Origin of the sequence: Pedobacter sp. JY14-1 (assembly GCF_029269825.1) — a bacterium.
In the GTDB taxonomy this organism is placed as follows: Bacteria; Bacteroidota; Bacteroidia; order Sphingobacteriales; family Sphingobacteriaceae; genus Pedobacter.
The window spans coordinates 149,491-167,581 of record NZ_JARJHU010000009.1; the positions used below are offsets into that span (position 1 = coordinate 149,491).

An 18,091-nucleotide genomic window follows, 5' to 3' on the forward strand; every position below is an offset into this window, starting at 1 on the left:
GATTATTTGAGTTCTTTTATCTTAATGCTCCTGAAAGACACCCTGTCACCATGGTCCTGCAACAGGATATGTCCTTTTGGCGCCATTCCGAAATTCTTCCAGTCTTTATACTTGCTGCCCGCAACCAGGTCAAGGAACTCCTGCGAACCACGGGTGTATTCTACTACCTTGAAGCCATTGAGCCAATATTCAATTCGGTTGTCGGGGTATACCCTGATCAATCCTTGATTCCATTCACCTATCTTCTTCTGGGAAGCCGGTATTTTCTTGCTCGCAATCAGGTCATACAAAGAAGCCAGGGTACGGTTGCCATTCTTTCCCAGTTTGGCATCCGGATGGCGCACATCATCTAATATCTGATATTCCGGACCGATTGCCGATCCCTTGTTACCTTCTGATAAGGTCACAAAATATTTTACACCACTGTTCGCACCTTCCGTTAACCGGAAATCAAACTTCAGTTCAAACGCCCCGTATTCCTTCTCAGTTACAATGTCGCCTCCATTGGTAGATTCACCACCATTGGCTTTATCTACACTGAGTTCTCCATTGCTGATTTCCCAGCCTTTTTCAGGAAATTTATCCTTGTATGCACCAATCCAGCCCTTAGTGGTCTTACCGTCCCATAACAACGAATAACCCTGTGCCTTCTCCTGGGCAGAAAGATCATTAGGAACCAGGTTCACCACATAAGTATCATCAGCCTTGGAAGGTTTAAGGTTTGTGGTCTGGATACGGATGTTCCTCCAGCGGATCTGTTTTCCCGGCTGGTCATTGCTGCCTATGCCGTGCACCTGTAACGCGATAAACCCGGAAGGGGTAAGGTTATCGATCAGGCTAGCTGTCGGTATACCGTTTATCCAGGTCCTGATTGAGCTTCCGATACATTCTATCCTGTATTTATTCCATTCGCCCCTTTTAAAAGCGGCCTGCCCCTTAGGGTTGATCTCCAGAGGATAGAGCCAGCCACGACGCGCCTCATCATAGATTCCGCCGCTCCATTTACGGTCTGAGGGATCAACTTCTACCTGGTATCCATGTACACGGCCGTTCTGGTAATCCTGACTGCTCTGACTCCTGATCTGGATACCTGAATTCATCGAATTGTCTACAAGCAGTTCCACTTCCAGGATAAAATCGCCATAGTCTTTCTCTGTAGCGAGGAAGGAGTTGGGCGTGTTTGATACCGTAGTGCCCACGATCTCTCCGTTCACCACTTCATATTTAGCCTTGCCGTTCAGCTGCTTCCAGCCATTAAGGTCTTTACCGTTAAACAATTGCTGCCATTTCCCCCCCTGGGCCTGTGTACCGGAAACCGATCCGAACAACAGGGCCGCCAATACCAATAGTTGATTTTTTTTCATTGCTCCGTTTGTATTGTTTTTTGTTAGTCTCATTGTTTGCCAAATTCAGCGGCCTCTCTGTCCAGCTGTTCAGCCGTAACTTCCGCTCCGGAAGTCACCAGTATCCTGTATTTAAATGTTACGGACTGGCCAGGGGCCAGCTTCAGGTTCAATTTCTCCCTGCCGTTACTGAAAATGGCCTGTCCCAGCGGGTTTGCTGCAAACAATCCATAGTCACGGGCATGCCAGTAAGTGGGATATCCCGGATTTTCCGGATAGTCGATCATCGCAACAGACAAAGGCACTCCTTCCTTCTTTGCCGCAAGCAGACACCATGTACCGCGAGTTCCCCATGCATCATTACCGCGCCTTCCCGTGCTGGTCAGATAGCTTCCGTTGGCACCGTTACCCGATGCAGAAACTTTGGTGACATTACCCTGGCTATCTACAAATTCCTCTACCTTATCAGAAGGCATTTCAAGTTCTTTCGTTACCCTGAGACCAAGCATGCCGTCTTTAATATCTTTGAAAAATACCGAATCCTGCTGAGCCCTCAGCGTGGTCACCCGGTCTATTGTCCGGCTGTTGCCCTTTCCGCTGAAAATAAAATACGTATGTTCGCTTAATAAGGCTTTTCCTGCCTGGTTTTCCCAACTGGCACTGTAGTCCAGGCGGCCCTGCTTGCCCTCAGTCACCTTTGCCACCCGCACCTTCCTGATCCAGCCATAACGGGCCTTATTTGCTGCCGGAATCGCATAAGAATTATTCCAGAAGTCCAATCCGTTTACACTTTCATAGTTAAGCCAGAGTCCGATATGGTGAGGATGATCATTACGTTCACCATCCCGGGGAACGATCGGAAATCCCCTGGTCACGAATGTACCGTTCGCTGCCCTGATCGGGTATAAGACGGGCTTTTCCAGATCATCGGGGTAAATAAAGCTGGTGAACGGTTTGCCTCCAACAAGAATGTCCACCTTTTTACCGGCATCGTCCCGGATGAGTTTTACGGTCTGGGACTGTGCGGCTGCAGACAACAGCGCACAGCAAGTGAAAATCAAAACCTTGTGTTTCATATCTGGTCTCAAGTGGTCCCGTCTAAACAAGAACCAATAGTTAAATATACCTTTCTTAGGGTACAATCAACCTACAAGAGAACCATTTACCCTTGAAAAATTACGAAAACGATTGCGCGAAAAAACGTTATATCCATTCATTTTCGCGGTACCAGCGGATCGTCTCCGCGATACCCTTTTCCAGGTCAAATGCAGGATGGTAAGCCAGATCGCGTTCCGCTGCCCGAATACTGCATGCCCAGTTCACCGCAGTCAGCTCAGCCATCTTTTCCCGGTTAAGGGCAGGGGTGGCTTTCCGGTGCGCATAGAGTTTATCCATCAGCCCGGCAATCATGCTAACCAATCCCACCGGCAGATGGAACTTAAGCGTCCGTTTCTTCAGCGCCTTTCTGGCCAAAGCCCCGAGTGCATAGCGGTCATATGCCTTTCCGTCGGAGATATTATAGGCACGTCCAGGAACCCCCTTAAACAGCGCCCTGATGATGGTCCCCGCCAGGTCAGTTACATAAACGAAGCTCAGCTGCTGCCGGAAATTACCAATATAAGGTTCCACGCCCCGGCTTATGCTCTTAAATAAAATGAAGATATCTTTTTCCCTGGGGCCATAAACAGCAGTCGGGCGGATAATGACCAGTGGCAAACCCCTGATCCCGCTCAGGTACCGCTCCGCAAGCAGTTTGCTGGCTCCGTAAGCCGTCACAGGTTTTGCCATACTCACTTCGGTAAGTTCACCCTCAAGCCCATCCAGGGGACCAAGCGCCGCAAGACTGCTCACAAATACGAATTTTTTTAAATTAACCCTGAGCGCGGCTTCACCCAGGTTACGACTGAAATCTGCATTAACGAGGTTATATTCTGCGGGTGTCTTCGCTTTGGTAATTCCGGCGGCATGCACCACATAATCAATACGGTGTTCTTCCAGAAGCAGCTGTAAGGATGCTGCCGAAGTATAATCCGCGTAAACGTACCGGATGTCAAATTGCTGCAAATGCGTTCTGTCCGTATGTTCGCGCACAGCAGCGAAGACCTCGAGCCCGGCAGCCAAAGCCTCAGCAACCAGGTGATACCCCACGAAGCCTGTAGCCCCCGTGATCAGTACCCGCTCACTCATATCTGCTTCTCGTAAATGCGATATCGTTTGTAAACTTCCCCGTTAATGGCCTTAATCGCATTGTTCACCATATCGTTGTGCTCCAGCGTCCAGCTGGCCTCCGCATAAGTCATTCCTTTTTGCTGATAAGCCTTGATAATTCGCGCATAGATACAAGCTTCAATACCCATCTTACGGTAACCGTCAATTACCCCAAGCAGCAATATCCTGATGCCCTTAATCTTGCTCTTGCCAAACAACAGCTTAAAGATACCGGTAGGCAGCAAACGTCCCTTTTTAATCGTCTTCTGGATCTGGTTCATATCCGGGATCGCCGCACCGAAACCAACCAGTTTACCGTCCTGCTCGGCGACCAGGCAGAAATCCGGGTCCAGGACCAGCTTCAGGTCTTTAGCCTGATAATCAAACTCTTCATCGTTCAGTGGTACAAAGCCCATGTTCTTGTCCCAGGCTTTATTATACACTTCACGAAGCTTATCGGCTTCTTCCTTAAAACGTTTCATATTGATCTTTCGGATCACGATATCCGATCGCTTCAGCCTTTCTTCCAGACGGTCCATCAACCTTACCGAACGGTCGTCGTAATTCTTTCCGGTAAATCTCCAGGCCAGCAGGTCTACCTTCTTGGCCAGGCCGGTACCTTCCAGCAGGGCAGGGTAGTAAGCGGCATTATAAGGCATCATTACCACCGGTGGCATATCAAAACCTTCTACGAGCAATCCGCAGCTCTCATTGGTCGAAAAATTCACCGGGCCCATGAGCTTGTCCTTCACACCACGTTCCTTCAGCCAGTTCACCGCAATCCCGATAAGGAGATCCGCAGCATTCTGGTCGTTGATGCAGTCAAAAAAACCGAAAAAACCATCGCTTGCCAGGTTCACCCGGTTGTGCGTGTTGTTCAGTATCGCCGCAATACGTCCGATGATCCTGCCTTCGTCATACAACAGGAAGCATTGAAGAGAAGAATGTTTATGGAAAGGGTGGGTGGTCAGCAAGTCCCGCTGAGCGATAAACAACTCGGGAACATAATTCAGATCGTCTTTATAAAGTTCGTGCGGAAAATCAATAAAATCGGCCAGCTGTTTCTTGGTGCTTACGGCAACGATGTTTCTCATATAGCTATCGGAAAGGTTTTAACCTGTATCACCTTAGCCGCTGCCGCTATTTTTTCCACTGCTTCCTCGATCTGCGCAAAGGTATGCGTCGCCATCAGCGAAAACCGGATCAGTGAAGCGTCGGAAGGTACTGCCGGGGAAACTACCGGGTTCACAAAAATACCGTTGTTGCTCAACTCATTAGTGATCAGGAAAGTCTTATCGTTGTCACGGATGTAAATCGGGATGATCGGGCTGTCGGTATGGCCTATATCAAAACCTGCGTCCAGCAATAATTTCTTTGCATAATTGGTATTTGCCCAGAGCTGATCAATACGCTCCGGTTCAGATTCAATGATATCCAGTGCGGCGATCACACTGGCCACCGCTGCCGGGGGCATGCTTGCGCTGAACATCAGCGATCTTGCCCTGTGTTTGATAAACTCGATCGTTTCCTCGTTTGCGGCAATGAATCCCCCTAGTGAGGCCAGCGATTTACTGAAGGTACCCATGATCAGGTCTACCTTGTCGGTCAGGCCAAAGTGAGAAGCCGTTCCGGAACCGCGCTCACCGATTACACCAAGGCTGTGCGCGTCGTCCATCATAATGTTCGCCCCGAATTCATCAGCGATCTTTACGATCTCCGGCAAATTTACCAGGTCACCCTCCATACTGAATATTCCGTCGGCGACGATCAGTTTACCGGCATCCTCAGGCAGCCTGCTGATTTTCTTACGCAGGTCTTCCATATCATTATGCGCATATTTGATACTTCTCGAAAACGAAAGCCTGCTGCCATCAATGATCGAAGCATGGTCATACTCATCCAGGATCAGGTAATCATTCCTGTCGAGCAGACAGGAGATCACGCCAAGGTTTACCTGGAACCCCGTACTGAACAACACCGTCGCTTCTTTGCCCACATAATCCGCAAGTCTCCGTTCCGCCTCAATGTGAATATCCAGTGTACCATTCAGAAACCTTGAACCTGCACAGCCAGTGCCGTATTTTTCTATTGCAGCCTTAGCAGCTTCTTTAATTTTAGGGTGGTTGGTAAGGCCAAGATAGGAGTTCGAACCAAACATCAGCACCCGCTTCCCGTTAATCATCACTTCTGTGTCCTGGCCCGATTCGATCGCCCGGAAATAAGGATAAATCCCTTTTTCCTTGATCGCATTAGCATCCTGAAAGGCTGCTATTCTATCCTGTAATTTTTTGCGCATTCTAGTATGTAAGTATTTAGATGATTTTAAAAATCAACATTTATGCCAATAAATAAAACTTTCCAAATCTAGTATCCTCACCACACAAAACAAAACTTTGAAAAGGAAGCAGGATTGAATATATTAATTTCCAGTATAAAAATTACAATAAACTTATATAACACCTACCTGTATGATCAGTATTGATAGCCAAAAGAAACGGGGACAAACCATCAGGTCCGTCCCCGTATATAGATGGTTGGTCCACCACAGACCAACCTAAACCAAACAAACTGAACCTATAACGATAGCGATTGCCTAAATGTTTTCGATCCGCATAATAAAAACATTTCTATGACAAACACGTGCAACCATCACCTGTTAATATGTCAAAATGCCTGGTCATGCGTGACATGCATTTTATGGCGAAAAGGGTTATATTGGCACCTTGAAACTTGTCAGGCATGAAGCGACACCTTAAGTTCCAGTTCCTGTACGCCTCGGTATTTTTCCTGCAGCTGCTGGCCGAATACCAGCAACTCATCCGGTTGAAGCAGACGACCAGGCCGCTGGTTCCCATTCTGCTGCTTCTGGTATTGTATTTCAGCACCAGGCTTAGCGGCAAATTCCACAAACGCATCTTCGCCGGGCTGTTATTTGCCCTGGCCGGTGATATTTTCCTGCTGCAACCCGGCAATACGTCATTGGTTTATGGCTTTTCCGCTTTTCTGATCTGTCACCTGTGCTACATCAGTGCGTTTTACCTGGATTTTAAATCTGCACCTGAGCTCGACAAAAGAGGAGCAAGGATAGCGATCCTGATCTGCGGGGTGTTATGCACCGGTTTCTATTTCTACCTCAGGCCGCACTTGGGTGCCATGCGCCTGCCCGTACTTGGGTATAGTCTCGTTATGACCATGATGGTCATGATGGCTGCATTTCGCAATCAGCGTGTCAACCGCAAAAGCTTAGGTTTTGTCCTGGCGGGAGCGAGCTGCTTTGCTGTTGCTGCTGCCTTACTGGCTGTTCATCAATTCAGCGATCCCTTCCCTGAAGCGGGACTGTTCATTACAGGCAATTATATCGCTGCGCAATACCTGATTACCATGGGTGCCATCACGCGAAAATTACTGAATAAGCCCTGATTACCTGTCCAGCACTGTAAATACCTGCACCAGCCTTTCGCCATCCTCGTCTACCAGGGTCATCGTGTGCCTGCCGGGAGCCGGACTCAATGCCATCTGATGTTCGTATTGTGTTGAGCCCACATAAGCATCGTCTATATGCCAGAATACCCGTATACCTGCCTTTCTGTGACTGGCATTGAACACCACTTTACCCCGGCTTCCGTCCAGTTCCAGCGGAATGTACACCTTTGCCCCGTTTCTTGGATAGATCATTTCCATGACACCGCCATTGCCCGGGTCCCCACAACCCGGTTTGAAATCGGGCAGGGGCCGGTAATTACTGTTCCGGATACGGTAATAGTATTCCATTGCCGGCGGCAGTACAAACCAGGCTCTGCGCTGCATCCGGGAAGGCTGTTCACATTGGTCCGTCACCCTGAACATACCCTCCGAATCCAGGAAAACCAGTTTATGATAGGGGCAAAGGCCCGTCCGGTCTGCGTTTGGCGGCACCAGCTGGCGTACCCGGTCCTCACAATACTCGCCAGCCTTATAACCACTCTGCCGGCATACCTCCATGGTTTTCAGCTGATGTTTTGGGGTCACGAACCATTTCCCTGAGGGCAGCAACCTGAACACATCAAACAATACCGGCGCTGCCGCATCGATGCCGGTAAGCCCGGGCCTTCCTTCACCATCGGCGTTCCCTACCCAAATACAGACCACATACTTTGGCGTCACACCCACTGCCCAGGCATCACGGAAGCCAAAGCTTGTGCCTGTTTTCCAGGCCAGGCGCTCAGAAGATGAAAACTGTTCCCACAATCCTTCCTCGCCGGGCCGCATCACCTCTTCCATTGCATTGAACATATTCCAGACGGATCCATGGTCCAACCGGGCATCAGGAGTAGTCTCGAAGCGGTCAAACCGGGTATCCCGGTGCTTATCCCGGTAATCCGGATGCGCATAATCATGCGGGTTATAACGGCCACCGTAATGATTGAAATGGTTCAGTGACCTGGCCAGCCCCATGTAGGCCGAGGCAAGGTCCCACATGGTCACCTCACAGCCACCTAAAACCAGCGAGAGGCCATAATGGTCAGCAGGACGATTCAATGTACTGAAACCCAATTGTTTCAGCTTCTCATAAAACCGGGGATAGCGGTACTGCTGCAACATTTTCACCGCCGGTATATTGAGCGAGCGGCTCAGCGCCTGGTCAGCAGGGATCGCCCCGTCATAACCGAGATCATAGTTCTGCGGCGAATAACCCCCGATCTGAGTAGGCACATCGGCGATCAGCGTCCTGGGCATGATAAATCCATCGTTGAGCATGCTTGCATACAGTAAGGGTTTCAGGGTACTTCCTGGGCTCCTTGGTGCCCTGATCATATCGACATGACTCTCCAGTTCCCGGTTCTCCGGATGAAAGATATTGCCTGCATAGGCCTTTACCGATCCTTGCTGTACATCCAGCACCAGTGCTGCGATGTTATTGATGTCATTGGCGCGGTAACGGTTGTGGTAACGGCTCAGCAGCGCATTGACCCTCAGTTGCAGGGTATAATCAACACTTGTCCTCAACCTGGTCGTCGCCGCATTGCCGTTCCTTTCCGAATGAAGGTATTCCGAACGGAAACGGTTCAGCAGGTGAGGGGCATGCCGGGGCAGCTCCAGTGGCTTGCCCGGTAAGGGTTCCAGCTTCGATAAGCTGGCTGTCTCCCTGTCAATCATACCCAGCGCAGCCATTTTATCCAGCAGGTCATTTCGTTTGCGAACCAGCTGCGGAGAATTTTTCCCCGGATGCACCAGCGAAGGACTGTTCGGCAAGACCGCCAATGTTGCCATTTCTCCCCAGGACAAACTTTCCGGTGACCTGCCGTAATAACGCCAGGCAGCTGCATCAAGTCCGACAACATTGCTGCCAAAAGGGGCATTTGCGGCATACAGCTGTAAAATCTCCGCCTTCGTGTGCCCGGCCTCCAGCCTAAGCGCCAGCAGCACTTCCGTCAGTTTCTGCCAAAGGGTACGGCCCTTTCTGCGCGACAGCCGGATCACCTGCATGCTCAGCGTACTGCCTCCACTGACCACACTGCCCGCCCGCCAGTTCTGCCGCATCGCCCGGCCCATGGCCAGCAGGTCAATACCCGGATGGTGATAAAATCGCTTGTCCTCAAAGGCGATGATGCATTTCCCGAATTTATCAGGCACCTTCCCACTTGGGGGAAACCGCCACTGTCCGTCAGCTGCAATCGCCGCGCCCAGCAATTGTCCGTCACTGGCCTCAAGTACAAAAGAAGTAGGGCTCACAAACAGGCGTCCGGGCAGTGCCAGCAGGAAAACAAGCAACAGCAGCAGGCAGAACAGATCTGAAATGACCAATCTTTTCATCCGCTGCAGATCATACAGCGGCTCCTTTACCTGATCACCTGTACCCACTTTCCGCCTTCCGTCGCACTGATATTGTTATTATACATCGCCTCGCACTGTACCGCCGACAGATAATACCTGCCGAGGTAGGCAGCGTTCAGCAATACCTTATAAACGACCGTCTCATGTTCCCTCAGGTTAAAATAAGTAAATACCCGGTCGTCCCTGATGTCCCGGTAGGTATAGGGAGAGGCTGCCAGGATGCTTTCATTGTCGTTCAGCCGCGTATTGATGATCTCCCATCCGGAAGGGAAGATCTGGGTCAGTGCCATCTGCTCGTAACTGCCGGCACGGCCCGGGTTCTTCACCGTTACCTCTGCATAAAAGTCCGTGCCCTGCTTTAACCGAACGGGGTCAACTGGCTTGCCGTTCAGTAACTTATAAACAATACTCATCTCCAGCAAGCCGGTATTCGCAGGCAGGAAATCATTCTGGCCGGCAGATGGCTGCCCCTGTACGATCAGCCTTGCGAACAATACGCGTTCGCTGGTATTGCGTAAAGAAATACCTCCATTGAAGCCAAGTGCCATGCTCTGGATATACTGGGAAGTATTCACCTTTCCTTTTTTACCGTCTGCCAGGAATTCATATTTCAATGCAGGGCCATTGCGTGTTTGTCCGCAGAACTTCGCCACCGCAAGCAGGGCATATGCCGTTTCCTGCGTACTGTACCATTCATCCCGGCCCAGCCTGGACGCAACAGTCTGCAGCAGCTGGGCAGCAGCAGCCGTACGCTTCATCATTGTCATGGTTTCCAGCATCATGGCCTGGTCACGGAAATCGGAGCCATAGGTGCCGCCCAGCTGATGGTAAGCCTTAACTTCAACCGGCAAACCGTTCACCAGGCCTGCCGCGGCACTGCTCTGCCCGGCCAGCTGATAAGCTGCTGCCAGACGCCACCTGGCTGCCACCGACAAATACTCAAAAGCCCTTAGCCGGTTCATGGCCGCCATATCCGGACGTTTGGTCAGTGCCAGTACATACAGGCGGTAGGCCTGCGAAAGATCTCCGCCATAAAAATTATTGCTGTTCGGCACCCAGGACGAAGCCTTTGCCTTCAGGTAACGAAGCAGTTCTTCGGCCATACCTACCGGCAGGCTGTAACCTGCCCGCTGCGCCTCAATGAGGAAATGACCTGCATAATTGCTGCCCCATTCGTCAGCAGCCCCCTCACCGGGCCAATAGGAGAGTCCGCCATCCGGTGTCTGGAAGCCACGTAACCTGTTGATGCCCGCCTTAATGTTCCTTTCCGTTTCTGCTTTCTGCTGTTCTGTAAGTGCGGTCAGGCTGCCCAGAAACAGTTGCGGAAATACCGAAGAAGTGGTCTGTTCCACACAACCGTGAGGGTACCGGAGCAGGTAACCCAACCGTTTCTTCAGGTCTACAGGCGGAATGGCCGAAACCTCCAGCGTAGCCGAATTGCTGCCAGCCATACCGATGGGCGCATAAGCTGTGCTCCAGCTGTCACCAGGCCGAATCACGGAAGACATCACATTCGTTATATAAGGATTGGGATTCCTGATATCCAGTTCCACATCATACACGGCCTTCTCAGCGCCACTTTGTGCCATCAGCCTGATCTTCGCCACACCCGTACGTTCAGGAGCCCTCAGTTCAAAATAAGCCTGCTGTTCACCCGGCTGTCCGAAACGGAGCTGTCTGCCGGCACCACCCGTTACTTCCAGTCCCTGCGCCTGCAACTGCAGGCTCACCTGTTTCAGGTTAGGTTCCGTCGCAAACACCGTAGCCGGCAGGGTAAAAGTCTCGCCCGGCCCGATCACCCTTGGCAACGTCGCCAGCAGCATCAGCGGCTTTTTCACCTGTACCGACTTTTCAGTAGCCCCGTAAGCGCCGTCCTGGCCAGCCACCACCATCACCCGTACTGCGCCTATATATTGCGGCAGCTTAAAACGGTGTGTTTTCCTTTCACCCTTACCCAAGGTAAAAGGCCCCATATATTTCACCACCGGTACAAAACGGTTGGCCTTGGCCGGATTGAGGTTGCGGTTCACCGAACCGTCACCGCCGATGCTCAATATCCGCTCAAGGTTGCCGCCCCATGCACCAAGCACATAATCAAACAAGTCCCAGGTCTTCACGCCAAGTCCTTCCTTTGCATAGAAAACTGAATGAGGATCAGGCGTTTTAAACCGGGTAAGATCCAGTAATCCTTCATCTACCATTGCCAGGGTATAGGTCATCGCCCTTCCCGACTGTTCAGACACGGTTACCGTGTTTTCCGTTTCCGGTCTGAGTTTATCTGCCATATTGATCACTGGTTTGAGTACGGTCTGCGCATCTTCCACCAGTAACGGAATGGCCCCGTACATCCGGATCGGCAGGTCATTCACTGTCTGCGCATGCGGCTGCAGCAACGTCACGTTCACAAAAACATTGGGTGCCATTTCCTTCTCTGCCTTAAAGCGGAACTGCGTCTGTCCAGCCTGGGTCCCGGTCCAGAAAGTTTTCAGCACCCGGCTACCGTTCTCTACAGAGATCAGCGCCCGGCCATCCTTACCGGAAGGAATCGTCAGCACCACTTCTTCGCCCACATGGTATTTTGGTTTGTTGCTGGTAAAGGACAGCATTGAAGCCTCCGTCGGGTTATTGGCCTGTTCCCGCTGCGCCCATCCCGGCCAGTCCACATAAACTGCCTTTCCGGTCACATGCCCGCCATTCAGGTCGCGTACCAGCACCAGGTAACGGCCCCACTCCGGTTCGTCGATGCGCAGCGTCCATTTTCCCCTGCCGCCAACCAGCCTTAGCAGTTCCTTTTTCACCAGCTTGTTATACGAGTTCTGGGTGAAGTTCGCGAAGGTATATTCATCATCCTGTTCCCACCACCAGCGCCATTGTACCTTATAAAGTTCTATGGCTATTTCCTTATTGCCGTCCAGCAGCCTGCCGTTCCGGTCCACGTTCACGATGTCTACCTGGTGGTTCTTACCGGTCACGAGCATTCCGCTCAGCTTTTCGCCTTCCGGTGTCCTGATGCCATAGTAGTCATGATACACATGATAAGGAATGCTGAAATTATCGATACTGAAATTGCCGCCCGCCTCAAATACCTTCGTTGTAAAATTAGCCTTAAGCATACCGGGCGCAGACTGATTGCCGTCCAGCGAGGTATTTACTTTAGCCTTGCCCTCATCATTGAGACTTCCTTCGAATATGGTCCTGAGCTGCGCATGGAAGGAGACTGTGGGATTGTCAAATACATAGTCGCTGAAACCCTTAAAAGTCGTCTTCATCGGGTTCAGGTTTACATCTACCTTGGCCCTCAGGTTCTTGCCCGGGGCACCGAACAGCCAGGCAGCCGAAAGGGTAGCATAACCAGCACCACCAGTGCCCAGGTAGCCGGCACTGCCCACATCAAAATTGATCTTCAGCCTGTTGGGCATCACTGTTTCGATCTTAATCGTCTTGCTGAACACTGCACCGCCCGCCTTTACCTTAGCCAGCCAGTTGCCGGTCGGAGAGGTCCGCTCTGTAGCCGTTCGGAACGCGTAAAAGCCATTCAGCGGCTTGCCATTGATGCTCCGTCTGATCAATTGCCCCTGCGGGTTATACAACTCAAAGGTAACGGGGTAATTTCCCGGCAGCTGCTTCAGCTTATCTTCCAGGATAAAGGAAAGATACAGTGAATCTCCTGGCCTCCAGACCCCACGTTCACCATAAATGAAGCCTTTAAGACCATTTTGCACTACATCTCCTGCCACATCAAAGCGGCTCAGCGGCAGCGAATTGCCATCGTCCAGTTTCAGATATCCCCGGTCGTCTCCGTTCCTGGCGATCAGCAGGAAAGGCTTGCGTTTCAATTCAAAGGTGACCAGGCCGTCTGCATCTGTCCTGACCGTTTCTAATACTTGTCCCTGATAATCCTGCAACTCAACGGTCACGCCGCCCAGCGGCTTAGCCGTCAGCAGGTCTGTCGTGACAACCAGCATGCTGTTGTCATTGCCGCGTTTAGCGACAAGCCCCAGGTTAGAGGCCATCAGGTTGCGGCTGGCCCATTTGTCACTGGTGTAATAGGAAGGAGTACAGGGATCGTCCCGGTCCTCCCAGCGGTAATCATCCGGATAATACCCGCCATAGCGGTTCCAGAAATCGTCGTCTTCATCGATCTGCTCACCATAGCCATGGTTTTCCTCACCGGTTTCGACAGCACCCGAAGCGTCCCCTCCGCAGTGAAACATATGATAAGCACGCCGGAAACCAATGGTCACCCTGTAGATCGCCCCCGGTTCTGATTTCAGCAGTTTGTCCAGGTCCAGCGTAAAGCGGTTCTTCCGGTGCAGGTCCAGCGCCTTATCTTCGTCCAGGCGGATGGTCTTCTGCACCACCGGTCTGGCCACACGTCTTAGTTCATAACCATCCTTATAACCGTTCACCTGAAAGAACTGGCGTACATTGTTTTCATAGATCCTTATCACGGTCACATCCACTGCTTTCAGGTTCACCGCCTCAAAGGGAAGCACCAGTCTGCCCGAGTTGGGCAATATCGTACCGCTGCCGGAAATGGTCACAGACGGCAGTTTGTTTTCGAAGGTAATGCCGGCCGTTTTCCCGGAAGCCATCTTTCGCCCATTCATGTTCTCCACACCCGCATTCACCGTGAGCGTATAATTTCCCTCGAGCTTTACCGGTGCATAAATTTTCACCTGGCTGCCCTCTGTGGTAAACCGCAGATCGGTAATGCCTCCCAGGGACAGCAGGCCCGAGAGATCCTGGGTCAGGCCGACCGGTTCAGAAAACTGCACCAGTGCATGATCGTCCTGTTCCTGTACCGCTCTGATGTCAAGCACCTTAAATACACCCAGTGCGGGCACTTCCAGTTCCTTTTCGCCTTTCGCATCTGCACCGATCGCATCTCCAGACCAGTTCAGTTTCAGCTGGGCGGCCTTATTTCCCTTGCGTATACTGTCGATGGTAAATACAGAGATATGTGTCGCCGGGCTGTGCTGCCAGCGTAGTTTCAGGTCCTGCGGAAAATCAAGTTTCAGTGTCTTTTCAATTGCCTCAGGGCTTTCCTCATCGGAAGTGCTGATCTCCCCGGAAAGCTTCATGTAATCCATCGAGGTATTGTTCTGCGATACCAGTCCGTGATGGGAGAGGCTCAGCCCAGGCCGGATGACCCGGAAATCAAAATCAAATGCTTCCAGTCCTTCCTCGGTCTCGGTCACTTTGCCCAGGTCAAAACTTACCTCATATGCTTCGCCAGGTTCCAGCTGCGCATCCGGCCTGAATTCTACGGTGTGCGCATCGACCCAGAAGGTTTTGCCTTTTACTGAAGGAGAGAAGTGGAACAGGTCCCGCTGGTCAGCCACGCCGATATCATTCACGGTCTTTACCTGCCCGGCCAGCTGCACACGGATAAAGCTCTTTTTGGAGACAGTGCCCGAAGTAAAGGCCTCAATGTATTTACTGTATTTCTGCTGATCTTCCCGCTGTCTGTGCTTGCGGAAAAAGAAGAAAGCGCCAAAGGCCACAGCCAGGACCAGCACAGCGGCGACAATACCGGTAAGTGCTTTTTTGCCAGAGGATGGGGATGTCATAGTTTGCTGTTTTCATTAAGATAGTAGCGTAAATTAATGACAATCCTTTATAAATTCCTTCAGTAGCAGGAAAATGTTATCAACAGCGCGGTCAGCAGATCATCACACCTGGTTTGTCGAGCACCGGAATATGGATCAGGTTATTATCGACAATACTTTCCGGCAGAAAGATAAACTTCTTGTCATAGATTGTACCCCCGATATAATAGCTGAGCCAGTATTCATTGGTCAGGCCAAACACCTGGGTATCGATCGCCTCCACACCGGCATAGCTGCGCGGCTTCACCTCACCGATGAAATGCCTGAGGACAGAGGTCTTTACCTGCTTACCGTCTTTCTCGCCGTAGCCCTTGGAACTGACCATGACATTATCCAGCGTCACCTGTTTCAGGTTGACCAGGTAGACCGTCCAGTTCTTATTCTCGGGAGTCTCACCCTCCAGCGCCACACAAATGGCAATGTCCTCTACAATATTTTCAGGAAGGTCCTTCTTCATTTACTTCTTTGCTTTTGCCGCAGTCTTTTTTACCCCTGTTCCTGCCTTACCGGAAGCCGTTTTCTTAGCTGCCGGCTTCTTTGTCTTTGGTGTAAAAGCGTCCGGCACCTGTTCTATGATGAGCTTTTTTACCTCGTCAAGCGAAATTGCCGCAAGTTCCTCACCCGTATACTTATCGTTGGTAGCCGGGTTTTTCCTCAGTTTCAGCATTTCCTTTCCAAAACGGATGAAGGGACCCCAGCGCCCGTTTTCGATCGCAATCTTTTCTTCCGGCCACTGCTGGATAAAGCGGTTTGCCTCCTTGTCGAGCTTTTTCAGGATCAGTTCCTCGACGTCACGCTCGCTGAGCTGATTGAAGTTATAAGCCTTCGGCACATTGATGAACAGGTCATTCCATTTAATGAACGGACCGAAACGACCGGTACCTTTGGTGACCGGCAGTCCCTCATAATGGGCGACAGGCGCATCGGCAGCGATCTTTTCATCAATGATCTGCTGTGCGCGTTCCTGGTCTACCGACAAAGGATCTTCGTTCTTGGGTACAGAGATATACACATCGCCCCATTTCACATAAGGACCGAAACGACCGACCCCGACCGAAACCTCCCTGCCCTGGTAGTCCTCCAGCGTGAAAGGCAGCTTAAACAGCTCCAGTGCCTGCTCCAGGGTGATCCCGGCAACTGTCTGCGACTTGGTCAGGCTCGCGTATTTCGGCTTTTCCTCGTCATCATTATTGCCGATCTGTACCAGCGGCCCGAAACGGCCAATCTTCACATAAACGTTCTTACCCGATACCGGATCTGTTCCCAGCAATCTTTCTCCGTTGGCACGGTCTGCAGTTTCCAGTGTCGTCTCTACCTCCACATGGAAAGGCTTGTAAAAAGAATGGAGCATCTTGGTCCATTCCTGGAGCCCCTGAGCGATCTCATCAAATTCCTTCTCTACGTTGGCCGTGAAGTTGAAGTCCACAATTCCTTTAAAGTGTTCTACCAGGAAATCATTGACCACCTCACCGATATCGGTAGGGAAGAGCTTGCCCTTTTCCGCGCCCGTCACTTCCGATTTTACCTGTTTCTTCACCTCGCCGTTCTTGAGCGCATAACAGGTATAGGAACGCTGGCGGCCATCGCGGTCTTCCTTAACCACGTAACCGCGATTCTGGATGGTCGAGATGGTCGGTGCATAGGTAGAAGGACGGCCGATGCCCAGTTCTTCGAGTTTTTTAACGAGGCTGGCCTCGGTATATCTTGCCGGAGGCCTTGAAAAGCGTTCCGTAGCATTCATTTCATTGAGCTGCAGGGCCTGGCCGCGTTCCAGCGGCGGCAGCATGTTGTTGTTTTCCGGATCGTCCGTATCTTCTTCGTCGGAAGACTCCAGGTAGACCTTGAGAAAACCGTCAAACTTCAATACCTCACCTTCGGCCACCAGCCGCTCGCTGCGTGTGCTGGCCGAGATCTGGGCGGTCGTCTTCTCAAACAGTGCCTCGCTCATCTGCGATGCAATGGCCCGCTTCCAGATCAGGTCATAAAGCCTTTGCTCGGAGCTGTCACCGGTCACCGAATGCTGGTTGAAATAAGTCGGCCTGATCGCCTCGTGCGCTTCCTGCGCGCCTGCAGATTTGGTTTTGTATACCCTTCTCTGGTGGTATTTCTCGCCATAGGAAGAACGGATCTCCGCCGCCGCACCCTGAAGGGCCGTCTCCGACAAGTTCACCGAATCGGTTCTCATATACGTGATCTTTCCGCTTTCATATAAGCGCTGCGCGATCTGCATCGTTCTCGACACCGAATAACCCAGCTTGCGGGAAGCCTCCTGCTGCAAGGTGGAAGTAGTAAAAGGCGCTGCAGGGTTACGTTTCGCAGGTTTGGTTTCCAGAGCAGCCACCGAAAAGGCAGCGCTGCTGCAATCTTTCAGAAAAGTCTCGGCGTCTGCTTCTTTTTCAAAACGCTGAGGGAGTTCCGCACGCACCAGCTCACGGCCCTTTCCCGTAGAAAATACCGCAGTGATCTTGAATGCCGCGGTGGTATTGAAGCCGTTCACTTCACGTTCCCGGTCTACAATGAGCCTGACCGCCACCGATTGTACCCGGCCCGCAGAAAGGGAAGGTTTCACCTTCTTCCACAGCACGGGCGAAAGTTCAAAACCAACCAGCCGGTCCAGTACCCGGCGCGCCTGCTGCGCATAGACCAGGTTATAGTCGATACCCCGCGGTGTCTCAATTGCCTTAAGAATGGCCGGTTTCGTGATCTCATGGAAAACGATCCTTCTGGTCTTGTTTTCCTTCAGCCCCAGCGTCTCATACAGGTGCCAGGAAATGGCTTCTCCTTCGCGGTCCTCATCGGATGCGAGCCAGACCATCTCCGCGTCCTTCGCCAGTTTCTTCAGTTCGGCCACCACCTGTTTCTTATCGGCGGGCACCTCATAGGTCTGCGCAAAGTTATTACCGATATCTATTCCCATATCGCCCTTAACCAGGTCACGGATGTGTCCGTAACTGGACTTGACCAGGAAATCCTTACCCAGGTATCCTTCGATGGTTTTTGCTTTAGCGGGAGATTCGACAATGAGTAAGTTCTTCGGCATTCAAGTCTTGTTTTTCTGCAAATAAAGCTATTATTGACACTAATATCAAAATCCACCCTTCATTTTATGTCAAA

10 protein-coding genes are annotated in these 18,091 nt (G+C 51.3%); 1 reads left to right on the forward strand and 9 read right to left on the reverse strand.

The genetic code is table 11. The annotated features are described in order from the left end of the window. Nucleotides 1-2: 2 nt before the first annotated feature. The 5 genes from P2W84_RS17745 to P2W84_RS17765 form a co-directional block, all read right to left on the reverse strand. Nucleotides 3-1,364, reverse strand: coding sequence for a DUF1080 domain-containing protein (locus P2W84_RS17745; RefSeq protein ID WP_276091506.1), 1,362 nt, complete (start codon nt 1,362-1,364; stop codon nt 3-5). A gap of 29 nt (nt 1,365-1,393) precedes the next feature. Next, nucleotides 1,394-2,419, reverse strand: a complete 1,026-nt coding sequence (locus P2W84_RS17750; protein WP_276091507.1) for a PmoA family protein — start codon at nt 2,417-2,419, stop codon at nt 1,394-1,396. A 127-nt stretch (nt 2,420-2,546) separates the two neighbouring features. Continuing rightward, nucleotides 2,547-3,530 carry an NAD(P)-dependent oxidoreductase gene (locus tag P2W84_RS17755; RefSeq protein WP_276091508.1) on the reverse strand — a complete coding sequence of 328 codons (984 nt, stop codon included), beginning with the start codon at nt 3,528-3,530 and terminating at the stop codon, nt 2,547-2,549. Then, nucleotides 3,527-4,645 carry a hypothetical protein gene (locus P2W84_RS17760; RefSeq protein WP_276091509.1) on the reverse strand — a complete coding sequence of 373 codons (1,119 nt, stop codon included), beginning with the start codon at nt 4,643-4,645 and terminating at the stop codon, nt 3,527-3,529. Before P2W84_RS17760 ends, P2W84_RS17755 begins: the two co-directional genes overlap by 4 nt. After that, the gene (locus P2W84_RS17765) at nt 4,642-5,847 is read right to left on the reverse strand and encodes a pyridoxal phosphate-dependent aminotransferase family protein (protein ID WP_276091510.1); all 1,206 of its coding nucleotides are present in this window, start codon (nt 5,845-5,847) and stop codon (nt 4,642-4,644) included. The genes P2W84_RS17760 and P2W84_RS17765 overlap by 4 nt, the downstream gene beginning before the upstream one ends. Before the next feature lie 443 nt (nt 5,848-6,290). Between P2W84_RS17765 and P2W84_RS17770 the strand changes: the two genes are divergently transcribed. Continuing rightward, entirely contained in the window at nt 6,291-6,971 is a 681-nt protein-coding gene (locus P2W84_RS17770; protein WP_276091511.1) for a lysoplasmalogenase, read from the forward strand. On the opposite strand, the gene pbpC is transcribed toward P2W84_RS17770, so the two are convergent. The 4 genes from pbpC to topA form a co-directional block, all read right to left on the reverse strand. Next, on the reverse strand, nt 6,972-9,344 hold the full coding sequence (gene pbpC, locus P2W84_RS17775; protein WP_276091512.1) for a penicillin-binding protein 1C: 2,373 nt from the start codon (nt 9,342-9,344) through the stop codon (nt 6,972-6,974). It abuts the gene before it with no gap. Between the two features lie 26 nt (nt 9,345-9,370). After that, nucleotides 9,371-14,938 carry an MG2 domain-containing protein gene (locus P2W84_RS17780; protein WP_276091513.1) on the reverse strand — a complete coding sequence of 1,856 codons (5,568 nt, stop codon included), beginning with the start codon at nt 14,936-14,938 and terminating at the stop codon, nt 9,371-9,373. Nucleotides 14,939-15,029: 91 nt separating this feature from the next. After that, on the reverse strand, nt 15,030-15,434 hold the full coding sequence (locus P2W84_RS17785) for a hypothetical protein (RefSeq protein ID WP_276091514.1): 405 nt from the start codon (nt 15,432-15,434) through the stop codon (nt 15,030-15,032). Then, nucleotides 15,435-18,017: a type I DNA topoisomerase gene (gene topA / locus P2W84_RS17790; RefSeq protein ID WP_276091515.1), complete on the reverse strand. Its 2,583-nt coding sequence runs from the start codon at nt 18,015-18,017 to the stop codon at nt 15,435-15,437. Nucleotides 18,018-18,091: the final 74 nt, after the last annotated feature.

Coding starts and splice junctions, on each gene's coding strand:
- P2W84_RS17765 (WP_276091510.1), bottom strand. CDS start 5,847: ATGCGCAAAAAATTACAGGATAGAATAGCAGCCTTTCAGGATGCTAAT.
- P2W84_RS17770 (WP_276091511.1), top strand. CDS start 6,291: ATGAAGCGACACCTTAAGTTCCAGTTCCTGTACGCCTCGGTATTTTTC.
- P2W84_RS17760 (WP_276091509.1), bottom strand. CDS start 4,645: ATGAGAAACATCGTTGCCGTAAGCACCAAGAAACAGCTGGCCGATTTT.
- pbpC (WP_276091512.1), bottom strand. CDS start 9,344: ATGAAAAGATTGGTCATTTCAGATCTGTTCTGCCTGCTGCTGTTGCTT.
- P2W84_RS17780 (WP_276091513.1), bottom strand. CDS start 14,938: ATGACATCCCCATCCTCTGGCAAAAAAGCACTTACCGGTATTGTCGCC.
- topA (WP_276091515.1), bottom strand. CDS start 18,017: ATGCCGAAGAACTTACTCATTGTCGAATCTCCCGCTAAAGCAAAAACC.
- P2W84_RS17755 (WP_276091508.1), bottom strand. CDS start 3,530: ATGAGTGAGCGGGTACTGATCACGGGGGCTACAGGCTTCGTGGGGTAT.
- P2W84_RS17750 (WP_276091507.1), bottom strand. CDS start 2,419: ATGAAACACAAGGTTTTGATTTTCACTTGCTGTGCGCTGTTGTCTGCA.
- P2W84_RS17785 (WP_276091514.1), bottom strand. CDS start 15,434: ATGAAGAAGGACCTTCCTGAAAATATTGTAGAGGACATTGCCATTTGT.
- P2W84_RS17745 (WP_276091506.1), bottom strand. CDS start 1,364: ATGAAAAAAAATCAACTATTGGTATTGGCGGCCCTGTTGTTCGGATCG.